We start from the raw sequence: 13,972 nt of genomic DNA on the forward strand, positions 1-13,972 counted from the left end.
CCCACTGGACGGTGGACCGGTTGCGGATACGCACCAATTCACCGGTTCGACGTGCGCGTACTGAGGCAAGTAGACATACTTGAACTCATTAGGTATGCTAGCGCTTTGCGCCCGCGTGTGCCCTCGACGCCTCCACTGCCATCACGTATCCCCTGGTCATCAAGCCACCCGCATCCCTGTTGAGGGATGCCCTGTGGCGACCGGTCACGTGGCAGTTTGCATCCTGCAGCACCGCAGAGCGTACAGCGTTCACCCGAACTGCAGGGAAGGACCCCTCTTGGCTGCCTCGCGCACCCCTTCAGCTCCGTCCGCCGACGCCATCGCGAACCGCACCGCCTCCCGTCGCGTCTCTTTCGCCAAGATCTACGAGCCCCTCGAGGTCCCCGACCTGCTCGGTCTGCAGACCGAGAGCTTCGACTGGCTCCTGGGCAACTCCGCCTGGCAGTCCAGGGTCGAGGCTGCCCTCGAGGCCGGCCGTAACGACGTCCCTGCGACGTCGGGTCTTGAGGAGATCTTTGAAGAGATCTCGCCGATCGAGGACTTCGGAGCCTCGATGTCGCTGTCGTTCTCCAACCACCGCTTCGAGCCGCCAAAGTACACGGCCGACGAGTGCAAGGAGAAGGACTTCACCTATGCGGCCCCGCTGTTCGTCACCGCGGAGTTCGTGAACTACACCACCGGTGAGATCAAGAGCCAGACCGTGTTCATGGGCGACTTCCCGCTCATGACCGAGCGTGGCACGTTCATCATCAACGGGACCGAGCGCGTCGTCGTCTCCCAACTGGTGCGCTCGCCCGGCGTCTACTTCGAGCGTACGGCCGACAAGACGAGCGACAAGGACATCTTCTCCGCGAAGATCATCCCGTCGCGCGGTGCCTGGCTCGAGTTCGAGATCGACAAGCGGGACGCCGTGGGCGTCCGCGTCGACCGCAAGCGCAAGCAGTCCGTGACGGTGCTGCTCAAGGCGCTGGGCATGCCGGAGGCGCAGATCCGCGAGGAGTTCGCCGACTTCCCGTCGGTCCTGGACACCCTCGAGAAGGACCACGTCCACACCGAGGACGAGGCCCTCGTCGACCTGTACCGCAAGATCCGCCCGGGCGAGCCGCCCACGGTGGAGGCCGGCCGCGCCCTGCTGGAGAACTTCTACTTCAACCCGAAGCGTTACGACCTCGCGAAGGTCGGCCGCTACAAGGTGAACAAGAAGCTCGGCCTGGACGCGCCGCTGTCCGACTCGACCCTCTCGGTCTCCGACGTCGTGGCGACCATCAAGTACATGGCCGCGCTGCACGCCGACCACGTCACGCTGCCCGGCGTCCGCAACGGTGAGCCCGTGGAGGTGCGCGTCGAGACCGACGACATCGACCACTTCGGCAACCGTCGCATCCGCGCCGTCGGCGAGCTGATCCAGAACCAGGTCCGCACCGGCCTGTCCCGCATGGAGCGCGTCGTCCGCGAGCGCATGACCACGCAGGACGTCGAGGCGATCACGCCGCAGACGCTGATCAACATCCGCCCCGTCGTGGCGTCGATCCGCGAGTTCTTCGGTACGTCGCAGCTGTCGCAGTTCATGGACCAGAACAACCCGCTCGCCGGCCTGACGCACAAGCGTCGTCTGTCCGCGCTGGGCCCGGGTGGTCTGTCCCGTGACCGCGCGGGCATGGAGGTCCGTGACGTCCACCCGTCGCACTACGGCCGCATGTGCCCGATCGAGACCCCTGAGGGTCCGAACATCGGTCTCATCGGCTCGCTGGCGTCGTTCGGCCGCATCAACCCGTTCGGCTTCATCGAGACGCCGTACCGGAAGATCGTCGATGGCAAGGTCACGGACGACGTCCTGTACCTGACGTCGGACGACGAGGACCGCCACATCATCGCGCAGGCCAACACGCCGCTCGCGGCGGACGGCTCGTTCGCGGCCGACCGCGTCCTGGTCCGCACCAAGGGTGGCGAGACCAACGACGTGCCGAGCAGCGACGTCGACTACATGGACGTCTCGCCGCGCCAGATGGTGTCGGTCGCGACGGCCCTCATCCCGTTCCTCGAGCACGACGACGCGAACCGCGCCCTCATGGGTGCCAACATGCAGCGTCAGGCCGTGCCCCTGGTCCGTTCCGAGGCGCCGCTCGTGGGCACCGGCATGGAGCGCCGTGCGGCCATCGACGCCGGCGACGTCATCGTGGCCACCAAGCCCGGTGTCGTCACCGAGGTCTCGGCCGACCTGGTGCTCGTGGCGAACGACGACGGCACGACCGGCTCGTACCGCATCAAGAAGTTCGTGCGCTCCAACCAGGGCACGAGCTACAACCAGCGCGTCCTGGTCGACGCCGGCCAGCGGGTCGAGATCGGCTCCGTCCTCGCGGACGGCCCGGCGACCGACGAGGGCGAGCTCGCGCTCGGCCGCAACCTTCTCGTGGCGTTCATGTCGTGGGAGGGCCACAACTACGAGGACGCCATCATCCTCAGCCAGCGCCTGGTGGAGGACGACGTCCTCTCCTCGATCCACATCGAGGAGCACGAGGTCGACGCGCGCGACACCAAGCTGGGCCCCGAGGAGATCACGCGGGACATCCCGAACGTCTCCGAGGACGTCCTCGCCGACCTGGACGAGCGCGGCGTCATCCGCATCGGCGCCGAGGTGGGCGCGGGCGACATCCTCGTCGGCAAGGTCACGCCCAAGGGTGAGACCGAGCTGACCCCGGAGGAGCGCCTGCTGCGCGCCATCTTCGGCGAGAAGGCCCGCGAGGTGCGCGACACGTCCCTCAAGGTGCCTCACGGCGAGTCCGGCACGGTCATCGGCGTGCGCGAGTTCAACCGCGAGGACGGCGACGAGCTGCCCGCCGGTGTGAACCAGCTGGTCCGCGTGTACATCGCCCAGCGCCGCAAGATCACGGTGGGCGACAAGCTCGCCGGCCGTCACGGCAACAAGGGCGTCATCTCGAAGATCCTGCCCCAGGAGGACATGCCGTTCCTCCCGGACGGGACCCCGGTCGACGTCGTCCTCAACCCGCTCGGTGTGCCCGGCCGTATGAACGTCGGCCAGGTCCTCGAGACGCACCTCGGCTGGGTCGCCAGCCGCGGCTGGGACGTGAGCCTCGCCGAGGACCCGAAGGCGTCGTGGCTCGAGAACGTGCCGGAGATCGCCCGTACGGGCGAGCCGCGCACGCCCGTGGGCACGCCGGTGTTCGACGGTGTGCAGGAGGACGCGCTGCGCGGCCTGCTGTCCACCACGCTGCCCAACCGGGACGGCGACCGGATGGTCGGCGAGGACGGCAAGGCGCACCTGTTCGACGGTCGCTCCGGCGAGCCGTTCCCCGAGCCGGTGTCCGTCGGCTACATGTACATCCTGAAGCTGCACCACCTGGTGGACGACAAGATCCACGCGCGCTCGACCGGTCCGTACTCGATGATCACGCAGCAGCCGCTGGGTGGTAAGGCGCAGTTCGGCGGTCAGCGATTCGGTGAGATGGAGGTCTGGGCTCTCGAGGCGTACGGCGCTGCCTACACGCTCCAGGAGCTCCTCACCATCAAGTCCGACGACGTCCCGGGCCGCGTCAAGGTCTACGAGGCGATCGTCAAGGGCGAGAACATCCCAGACTCGGGCATCCCGGAGTCCTTCAAGGTGCTCCTCAAGGAGATGCAGTCGCTCTGCCTGAACGTGGAGGTGCTGTCCAGCGACGGCGTCTCCATCGAGATGAAGGAGTCCGACGACGAGGTGTACCGCGCGGCGGAGGAGCTGGGCATCGACCTGTCCCGCCGCCCGAACGCTGCGTCCAGCATCGACGAGATCTGATCGTTCAAGAGACTTAGGAAGTAGGAAACCTTGCTCGACGTCAACGTCTTCGACGAGCTGCGCATCGGTCTGGCCACGGCCGACGACATCCGTGCCTGGTCGCACGGCGAGGTCAAGAAGCCCGAGACCATCAACTACCGCACCCTGAAGCCGGAGAAGGACGGGCTCTTCTGCGAGAAGATCTTCGGTCCCACCCGGGACTGGGAGTGCTACTGCGGCAAGTACAAGCGCGTGCGCTTCAAGGGCATCATCTGCGAGCGCTGCGGCGTGGAGGTCACCCGCTCGAAGGTCCGCCGTGAGCGGATGGGCCACATCGAGCTGGCGGCCCCCGTCACGCACATCTGGTTCTTCAAGGGCGTGCCCTCGCGGCTCGGCTACCTGCTGGACCTGGCCCCGAAGGACCTCGAGAAGGTCATCTACTTCGCGGCCTACATGATCACCGCGGTCGACGACGAAGCCCGTCAGGAAGACCTCCCGAACCTCCAGAACGAGATCGACCTGGAGAAGAAGGAGATCGCGGACCGTCGCGACAACGACATCAACACCCGCGCCCAGAAGCTCGAGGCCGACCTGGCCGAGCTCGAGGCCGAGGGTGCCAAGGCCGACGCTCGCCGCAAGGTGCGCGACGCCGCGGAGCGTGAGATGTCGTCGATCCGCAAGCGTGCGGACGCGGAGATCGACCGGCTCGACCAGGTGTGGGACCGCTTCAAGAACCTCAAGGTCGCTGACCTCGAGGGCGACGAGATGCTGTACCGCGCCCTGCAGGACCGCTACGGGACGTACTTCGAGGGCTCCATGGGCGCCGCGGCGATCCAGAAGCGCCTGGAGAGCTTCGACCTGGAGGCCGAGGCCGCGTCGCTGCGCGAGACCATCCGCAGCGGCAAGGGCCAGCGCAAGACCCGTGCCCTCAAGCGCCTCAAGGTCGTCAACGCGTTCCTGACCACCACCAACTCGCCCACGGCGATGGTGCTGGACGCTGTCCCGGTCATCCCGCCGGACCTGCGTCCGATGGTGCAGCTGGACGGTGGCCGCTTCGCGACCTCCGACCTGAACGACCTGTACCGCCGCGTCATCAACCGGAACAACCGCCTCAAGCGGCTCCTGGACCTGGGCGCGCCGGAGATCATCGTCAACAACGAGAAGCGGATGCTCCAGGAGGCCGTGGACTCGCTGTTCGACAACGGCCGCCGCGGCCGCCCGGTCACGGGCCCCGGCAACCGTCCGCTGAAGTCGATCTCCGACATGCTGAAGGGCAAGCAGGGCCGGTTCCGTCAGAACCTGCTCGGCAAGCGCGTGGACTACTCGGGCCGTTCGGTCATCGTGGTGGGCCCGTCGCTCAAGCTGCACCAGTGCGGCCTGCCCAAGCAGATGGCCCTCGAGCTGTTCAAGCCGTTCGTGATGAAGCGCCTCGTGGAGCTCAACCACGCGCAGAACATCAAGAGCGCCAAGCGCATGGTCGAGCGCACGCGCCCGGTCGTGTGGGACGTGCTCGAAGAGGTCATCACCGAGCACCCGGTGCTGCTGAACCGTGCGCCCACGCTGCACCGTCTCGGCATCCAGGCGTTCGAGCCGCAGCTCGTCGAGGGCAAGGCCATCCACCTGCACCCGCTCGTGTGCGCCGCGTTCAACGCGGACTTCGACGGTGACCAGATGGCGGTCCACCTGCCCCTGAGCGCCGAGGCGCAGGCCGAGGCCCGCATCCTCATGCTCTCGAGCAACAACATCCTCAAGCCGTCGGACGGCCGTCCGGTGACCATGCCCGCACAGGACATGATCATCGGTCTGCACCACCTCACGAGCGACCGTCCGGGCGCCGTGGGCGAGGGGCGCGTGTTCTCGTCCCAGGCCGAGGCCATCATGGCCTTCGACCAGGGCTCGCTGGACATCAACGCGCTCATCAAGGTCCGTATGACGGACCTGGTGCCGCCGGCCAAGGGCTTCGAGGCGCCGGAGGGCTGGGAGCAGGGTCAGCCGATCCTCTTCGAGACCACGCTGGGCCGCACGATCTTCAACGAGACGCTGCCGATCGACTACCCGTACGAGAACGGTGTGGTCGACAAGAAGCGCCTCTCGACGATCGTCAACGACCTCGCCGAGCGGTACCCCAAGGTCGAGGTCGCGGCGTCGCTCGACGCGCTGAAGGACACCGGCTACAAGTGGGCAACCCGCTCGGGCGTCACGATCGCGATCTCCGACGTCGCCATGCCGGACGTGAAGAACGCGATCCTCGACGAGCACGAGGCGCGCGCGCTCAAGGTCCAGCAGCAGTTCGACCGTGGTCTCATCACGGACGACGAGCGCCGTCAGGAGCTCATCGAGATCTGGACCCAGGCCACCGACAAGGTCGCCTCGGTCATGCGCGAGAACCTCGAGTCCAACCCGCGCAACACGCTGCTGCGCATGGTCGGCTCGGGCGCCCGTGGTAACTGGATGCAGGTTCGTCAGATCGCCGGTATGCGCGGTCTCGTGGCGAACCCGAAGGGCGAGATCATCCCTCGTCCCATCAAGTCCAACTACCGCGAGGGCCTGTCCGTCCTCGAGTACTTCATCGCGACCCACGGTGCCCGTAAGGGTCTGGCGGACACGGCTCTCCGTACCGCTGACTCGGGCTACCTGACGCGTCGTCTGGTGGACGTCTCGCAGGACGTGATCATCCGCGAGGAGGACTGCGGCACGGAGCGTGGCCTCACGCTCCCGGTCGCGGAGCGCATCGGCGACACGCTGGTCCCGCACCCGCGTGTCGAGACGAGCATCTACTCGCGCACGTTCGCCACGGACGTCGTGGACGCTGACGGCAACGTCATCGCCGCGGGCGGTTCGGACGCAGGTGACGTCATCATCCGTGAGGTGATGGCGGCCGGCATCGAGAGCGTCAAGGTGCGCTCGGTGCTGACCTGCGAGTCGCGTGTCGGCACGTGCGCCAAGTGCTACGGCCGCTCCCTGGCCACGGGCAAGCTCGTGGACATCGGCGAGGCAGTCGGCATCATCGCCGCGCAGTCCATCGGTGAGCCGGGTACCCAGCTGACGATGCGTACGTTCCACACCGGTGGTGTGGCCTCCGCGGACGACATCACGCAGGGTCTGCCGCGTGTCACCGAGCTCTTCGAGGCCCGTACCCCCAAGGGTGAGGCGCCGATCGCGGAGTACACGGGTCGCGTCACGATCGAGGACACGGAGCGCACGCGCCACCTGGTCCTCACCCCGGACGACGGTTCCGAGGAGATCAAGTACCCGGTGACGAAGCGTTCCACGCTGCTGATCCGGGACGGCGACCACGTCGAGGTCGGCACCCAGCTCGTCAAGGGCGCGGTCGACCCCAAGAAGGTGCTGCGCATCCTCGGCCCGCGCGCCACGCAGAAGCACCTGGTGGACGAGGTCCAGGAGACCTACCGCAGCCAGGGTGTGGACATCCACGACAAGCACATCGAGGTCATCGTGCGGCAGATGCTGCGTCGCGTGACCGTGCTCGACTCGGGTGACGCACCGCTCCTGCCGGGCGAGCTCGCGGAGCGCACGCGCTTCGAGGACGCCAACCGCCGGGCCGTGGCGGAGGGTGGCCAGCCGGCCTCCGGCCGTCCCGAGCTGATGGGTATCACGAAGGCGTCGCTCGCGACCGACTCGTGGCTCTCGGCGGCCTCCTTCCAGGAGACCACCCGCGTGCTCACCGAGGCCTCCATGAGCGGTCGTCGCGACCCGCTGCTGGGCCTCAAGGAGAACGTCATCATCGGTAAGCTCATCCCCGCCGGCACGGGCCTCGCCCGGTACCGGAACGTCGAGGTCGAGCCCACCGAGCAGGCCAAGGCCGAGCTCTACCCGAGCTTCGGCTACGACGAGATCGACTTCCCGACGCTCGGTATGGGCTCCGGCGAGGCGATCCCGCTCGAGGACCTGGACTTCGGCGACTTCCGCTGATGTCCTTCGTGAGGTGATGCGCCCGCCTGCGGTCCGCACGGCAGCTGTCGTGCGGACCGCAGGCGGGCGCCCTGCTTCGTGAGCAGGGTCGGGCATCTCACAAGCATTTGTTTTGACCGCCCGTGAACGCACGGGTAATCTTGGAAACCGTGCCCGCGCCGTCGGGTCGCAACCCCTGAGAGCCGCCGAGAAGTGGCTCCGGGAGCGGCCGATGTGAGTGCGCAGGCATTCCGGTGAATCCTTCCGCCGACGTCTTTTCGTCGCGGCCGGGGACCCGGACCATCGAGCCGGTGGTAAGTGGCGATGCGGTCCCCGCGTGGGGCTGTGGGTGCCGCGTGCTGTCGGCACGCACAAGCCACAACCATCGGGGTCCGGCCGGGCCGGCCCCCGGAAGCTCGAGAAGACGACGGAGACGTAGTGCCTACGATCCAGCAGCTCGTCCGCAAGGGGCGGACCTCGAAGGCCGGGAAGTCGAAGACCCCGGCCCTCAAGGGTTCCCCCCAGCGGCGCGGCGTGTGCACCCGTGTGTACACCACCACCCCCAAGAAGCCGAACTCCGCCCTCCGCAAGGTGGCCCGAGTGAAGCTCTCGTCCCAGGTCGAGGTCACCGCGTACATCCCCGGTGTCGGCCACAACCTGCAGGAGCACTCGATCGTGCTCGTGCGTGGCGGCCGTGTGAAGGACCTTCCCGGCGTTCGCTACAAGATCGTGCGCGGCGCGCTCGACACCCAGGGTGTCAAGAACCGCAAGCAGGCACGCAGCCGCTACGGCGCCAAGAAGGAGAAGTCCTGATATGCCTCGTAAGGGTCCGGCCCGCAAGCGGCCGCTCATCGTCGACCCGGTGTACGGGTCCCCGGTCGTCACGCAGCTGATCAACAAGGTCCTGCTCGACGGCAAGAAGTCCACCGCCGAGGCGATCGTCTACGGCGCCCTCGAGGGCGTCCGTGCCAAGACGGACGGCGACCCGGTCGTCGTGCTCAAGCGTGCGCTCGAGAACGTCCGCCCCGCCCTCGAGGTGCGTTCGCGCCGCGTCGGTGGCGCCACCTACCAGGTGCCGGTCGAGGTTCGCCCCGTGCGCTCGACGACGCTCGCGCTGCGCTGGCTCACGGACTACTCGCGCGCTCGCCGCGAGAAGACCATGACCGAGCGTCTCATGAACGAGATCCTCGACGCCTCGAACGGTCTCGGTGCCGCGGTCAAGCGCCGCGAGGACATGCACAAGATGGCCGACTCCAACAAGGCCTTCGCGCACTACCGCTGGTAGTCGCTCCCGCACGGCCCCGGGCAACCCCCGGGGCCGTGCGTGGACTCTCCCCGGCCGCCGAGGCCGACAACCCACAGACCAAGGGGTAAGACACCGTGGCACTCGACGTGCTGACCGACCTGAAGAAGGTCCGCAACATCGGCATCATGGCCCACATCGATGCCGGCAAGACCACGACCACCGAGCGCATCCTCTTCTACACCGGCATCACCTACAAGATCGGTGAGGTCCACGAGGGCGCCGCGACGATGGACTGGATGGAGCAGGAGCAGGAGCGCGGCATCACGATCACGTCGGCCGCGACGACCTGCTTCTGGAAGAACAACCAGATCAACATCATCGACACCCCCGGGCACGTCGACTTCACGGTCGAGGTCGAGCGCTCGCTGCGCGTCCTCGACGGTGCTGTCGCGGTGTTCGACGGCAAGGAGGGCGTCGAGCCCCAGTCCGAGACGGTGTGGCGTCAGGCCGACAAGTACAACGTGCCGCGCATCTGCTTCGTCAACAAGATGGACAAGCTCGGTGCCGACTTCTACTTCACGGTCGACACGATCATCAACCGCCTCAAGGCCAAGCCGCTGGTCATCCAGCTGCCCATCGGCTCCGAGAACGACTTCATCGGCGTCGTCGACCTGATCGAGCAGAAGGCTCTGGTCTGGCGCGGCGAGACGAAGCTGGGCGAGGAGTACGCGGTCGAGGAGATCCCGGCCGACCTCGTCGAGAAGGCGGCGCAGTACCGCGTCGACCTCATCGAGGCCGTCGCCGAGTCGTCCGACGAGCTCATGGAGAAGTACCTCGCGGGCGAGGACCCCACGAACGAGGAGCTGAAGGCCGGCATCCGCAAGCTGACGGTCTCCGGCGAGGCGTTCCCGGTGCTGTGCGGTTCGGCGTTCAAGAACAAGGGCGTCCAGCCCATGCTCGACGCCGTGATCGACTACCTGCCCACGCCGCTCGACGTCCCCGCGACCGAGGGTGTCGACGTCAAGGACGCGGAGAAGGTTCTCGAGCGTCACCCCGACGCGACGGAGCCGTTCGCGGCCCTGGCGTTCAAGGTGGCGACGCACCCGTTCTTCGGCAAGCTGACCTACGTCCGCGTGTACTCCGGCAAGGTCGAGCAGGGCGCCCAGGTGCTCAACTCGACCAAGGGTAAGAAGGAGCGCATCGGCAAGCTCTTCCAGATGCACGCGAACAAGGAGAACCCGGTCGAGAGCGCTTCGGCCGGTCACATCTACGCGTTCATCGGTCTCAAGGACGTCACCACGGGTGACACTCTCTGCGACCAGGCGAACCCGATCATCCTCGAGTCGATGACCTTCCCGGAGCCCGTCATCGACGTGGCGATCGAGCCGAAGACGAAGGCCGACCAGGAGAAGCTGTCGATCGCGATCCAGAAGCTCGCCGAGGAGGACCCGACGTTCCGGGTCAAGCTCGACGAGGAGACCGGCCAGACCGTCATCGGCGGCATGGGCGAGCTCCACCTCGACATCCTCGTCGACCGCATGCGTCGCGAGTTCAAGGTCGAGGCCAACGTCGGCAAGCCGCAGGTGGCTTACCGCGAGACCATCCGCCGTGCGGCGGAGAAGGTCGACTACACGCACAAGAAGCAGACCGGTGGTTCGGGTCAGTTCGCCAAGGTCCAGGTGACCTTCGAGCCGCTCGACACCGCAGAGGGCGAGCTGTACGAGTTCGAGAACGCGGTCAGCGGTGGCCGCATCCCGCGCGAGTACATCCCCTCGGTCGACGCCGGTATCCAGGCTGCCATGCAGCAGGGTGTGCTGGCGGGCTTCCCGATGGTGGGCGTCAAGGCGATCCTGCTCGACGGTGCCTACCACGACGTCGACTCCTCGGAGATGGCGTTCAAGATTGCCGGCTCGATGGTCTTCAAGGAGGGCATCAAGCGGGCGGACCCGGTTCTGCTCGAGCCGGTCATGGCGGTCGAGGTCCGTACGCCCGAGGAGTACATGGGCGACGTGATCGGCGACCTCAACTCACGTCGTGGGATGATCCAGTCCATGGAGGACGCCACCGGTGTCAAGGTGGTCCGTGCCCACGTACCGTTGAGCGAGATGTTCGGGTACATCGGCGACCTCCGGTCCAAGACCCAGGGCCGCGCCGTGTACTCGATGCAGTTCGACAGCTATGCCGAGGTTCCTCGGAACGTTGCCGACGAGATCATCAAGAAGACCCGGGGCGAGTGAGTCCCCACAGGTCGACGACCCGCACAACCATCAACCTGTAGGAAACCCGCAACGCCCCGCAGCTGTAGGCTTCTTGGCCGAACAACTGCAACGTTCGGAACATCTACCCAAGTCCCAGGAGGACCCCAGTGGCTAAGGCCAAGTTCGAGCGGACCAAGCCGCACGTCAACATCGGCACCATCGGTCACGTCGACCACGGTAAGACGACGCTGACGGCTGCCATCTCGAAGGTGCTGGCGGACACGTACCCGGATCTGCCGGCCAACGTGCAGCGCAACTTCGACGAGATCGACGCCGCGCCGGAGGAGAAGCAGCGCGGTATCACGATCAACATCGCGCACATCGAGTACGAGACGCCGGCGCGCCACTACGCGCACGTCGACGCTCCCGGTCACGCCGACTACATCAAGAACATGATCACCGGTGCGGCCCAGATGGACGGCGCGATCCTCGTGGTCGCGGCGACCGACGGTCCGATGGCGCAGACGCGTGAGCACGTGCTGCTCGCCCGTCAGGTGGGCGTGCCCTACCTGCTCGTGGCCCTCAACAAGTCCGACATGGTCGACGACGAGGAGATCCTCGAGCTCGTCGAGATGGAGGTGCGCGAGCTCCTCTCCTCGCAGGAGTTCGACGGTGACAACGCGCCCGTCGTGCGCGTCTCCGGCCTCAAGGCCCTCGAGGGTGACCCCGAGTGGACCGGCAAGATCCTCGAGCTGATGACGGCCGTGGACGAGAACGTGCCCGAGCCGCTGCGCGAGCTCGACAAGCCGTTCCTCATGCCGATCGAGGACGTCTTCACGATCACCGGTCGTGGCACCGTCGTCACCGGCAAGGTGGAGCGCGGCACGCTCGACCTGAACTCGGACGTCGAGATCGTCGGTATCCGCAACCCGCAGAAGACCACGGTCACGGGTATCGAGACGTTCCACAAGCAGATGGACCAGGCTCAGGCCGGCGACAACACCGGTCTGCTCCTGCGCGGCATCAAGCGCGAGGACGTCGAGCGCGGCCAGGTCGTCGTGAAGCCGGGTTCGATCACCCCGCACACGCAGTTCGAGGCGCAGGTCTACATCCTGGGCAAGGACGAGGGTGGCCGTCACAACCCGTTCTACTCGAACTACCGCCCGCAGTTCTACTTCCGCACGACGGACGTCACCGGCGTCATCACGCTGCCCGAGGGCACCGAGATGGTCATGCCCGGCGACAACACCGAGATGACGGTCGAGCTGATCCAGCCGATCGCCATGGAGGAGGGCCTCGGCTTCGCCATCCGTGAGGGTGGCCGCACGGTCGGTTCCGGCCGTGTCACCAAGATCCTCAAGTGATCTTGGGAGCCTTGAGCTCCGCTGACTGACGTCGGCTGACGGGTGGGCCCGGGTGCCTGATGGCACCCGGGCCCACCTGCGTCCGGCGTCACACTGGTTCCGCTTGGAGTTCCGCGGGATCATATGGCAAGATTGCACAGTTGCCTGTCACGGGCGCGCTCTTTCTTGTATCGAACAGTGTGCTGAACCGCAGTCACGACCACGGGTCGTTCTGACTGAAGCGGACCTCTCCCGGTGGGGGAGTCGCGGGGTTTTGTTGCCGGCTGTCGATGCATGGAGCGCCCCGCGGAGCACACGTCTCCGGACTTCACGTCCGGTTGCCACTGTTCCGAGCAGGCTCGGCAAACGTTGTGGTCGGCCCAGAACTGTTTCGGTTCAGGGTGGATCACTTTCCAACGGCCCCGCACCGGGTAGGTGCGTGCGCCTCGGGTGCGTCGCACTGAGCGACACGCCCGAGCGCGGGGGTCGGACAGTAGCGGTTCGAGAGAGAGAGTCAGACGACGCCATGGCGGGACAGAAGATCCGCATCCGGCTCAAGTCCTACGACCACGAGGTGATCGACAGCTCGGCGCGCAAGATCGTCGACACGGTCACTCGCGCTGGTGCGACGGTCGTGGGCCCGGTGCCGCTGCCGACGGAGAAGAACGTCTTCGTCGTGATCCGGTCGCCTCACAAGTACAAGGACAGCCGCGAGCACTTTGAGATGCGTACGCACAAGCGGCTCATCGACATCATCGATCCCACGCCCAAGGCTGTCGACTCGCTCATGCGGCTCGACCTGCCGGCGGACGTGAACATCGAGATCAAGCTCTGAGGCTGGAGGACATCATGACCAACCAGCAGATGAACGTGACCGCTGTGCTCGGGACCAAGCTCGGCATGACCCAGCTCTGGGACGAGGCCGGGCACCTGGTGCCGGTGACCGTGGTCGCCGTGGGCACCAACGTGGTGACCCAGGTCCGCACGGAGGACGTCGACGGCTACGCGGCTGTGCAGCTCGCGTACGGCCAGATCGACCCGCGCAAGGTCACGAAGCCCCTCAAGGGCCACTTCGAGAAGGCCGGCGTCACGCCGCGCCGTCACGTGACCGAGATCCGCACCTCCAACGCCTCCGAGTTCGCGCTCGGTCAGGAGATCACCGCGGCGGCCTTTGAGGCCGGCTCTGTGGTCGACGTGATCGGCACGACCAAGGGCAAGGGCACCGCCGGCGTCATGAAGCGCCACGGCTTCTCCGGCGTGGGTGCCTCGCACGGTTCGCACCGTAACCACCGCAAGCCCGGCTCGATCGGTGGCGCTTCGACGCCGTCGCGCGTCTTCAAGGGCATGCGGATGGCTGGTCGGATGGGCAACGTCCGTCAGACCACCCAGAACCTGACCGTCCACGCGGTCGACGCTGAGAAGGGTCTGCTGCTCATCAAGGGCGCGGTTCCCGGCCCCAAGGGCGGCGTCGTCCTCGTGCGTAACGCCTCGAAGGGAGCGTGAC

General features: G+C 66.7%; 8 protein-coding genes. All 8 read left to right on the plus strand.

Annotated elements, in window-relative coordinates; translation table 11 throughout:
• Window positions 1-277: 277 nt before the first annotated feature.
• The 8 genes from rpoB (at window position 278) to rplC (ending at window position 13,971) form a co-directional block, all read left to right on the plus strand.
• Window positions 278-3,790, plus strand: coding sequence for a DNA-directed RNA polymerase subunit beta (rpoB, locus tag AC060K_RS11690; protein WP_483765597.1), 3,513 nt, complete (start codon window positions 278-280; stop codon window positions 3,788-3,790).
• A gap of 30 nt (window positions 3,791-3,820) precedes the next feature.
• Window positions 3,821-7,702 (plus strand): DNA-directed RNA polymerase subunit beta', encoded by a 3,882-nt coding sequence (locus AC060K_RS11695; protein ID WP_483765598.1) that lies wholly within the window; start codon window positions 3,821-3,823, stop codon window positions 7,700-7,702.
• A 417-nt stretch (window positions 7,703-8,119) separates the two neighbouring features.
• Window positions 8,120-8,494 (plus strand): 30S ribosomal protein S12, encoded by a 375-nt coding sequence (gene rpsL / locus AC060K_RS11700; protein ID WP_168732023.1) that lies wholly within the window; start codon window positions 8,120-8,122, stop codon window positions 8,492-8,494.
• A gap of 1 nt (window position 8,495) precedes the next feature.
• Complete coding sequence (rpsG, locus tag AC060K_RS11705; protein WP_483765599.1) at window positions 8,496-8,966, plus strand: 30S ribosomal protein S7; 471 nt, start codon at window positions 8,496-8,498, stop codon at window positions 8,964-8,966.
• Between the two features lie 95 nt (window positions 8,967-9,061).
• Window positions 9,062-11,164 carry an elongation factor G gene (gene fusA, locus AC060K_RS11710; RefSeq protein ID WP_483765600.1) on the plus strand — a complete coding sequence of 701 codons (2,103 nt, stop codon included), beginning with the start codon at window positions 9,062-9,064 and terminating at the stop codon, window positions 11,162-11,164.
• A 128-nt stretch (window positions 11,165-11,292) separates the two neighbouring features.
• Window positions 11,293-12,489 carry an elongation factor Tu gene (gene tuf / locus AC060K_RS11715; RefSeq protein WP_483765601.1) on the plus strand — a complete coding sequence of 399 codons (1,197 nt, stop codon included), beginning with the start codon at window positions 11,293-11,295 and terminating at the stop codon, window positions 12,487-12,489.
• 505 nt (window positions 12,490-12,994) lie between these two features.
• Window positions 12,995-13,303, plus strand: a complete 309-nt coding sequence (gene rpsJ, locus AC060K_RS11720; RefSeq protein ID WP_019146773.1) for a 30S ribosomal protein S10 — start codon at window positions 12,995-12,997, stop codon at window positions 13,301-13,303.
• 14 nt (window positions 13,304-13,317) lie between these two features.
• Window positions 13,318-13,971, plus strand: coding sequence for a 50S ribosomal protein L3 (gene rplC, locus AC060K_RS11725; RefSeq protein ID WP_483765602.1), 654 nt, complete (start codon window positions 13,318-13,320; stop codon window positions 13,969-13,971).
• Window position 13,972 lies beyond the last annotated feature (1 nt).

The organism is Antribacter sp. NEAU-D49 (assembly GCF_057158775.1).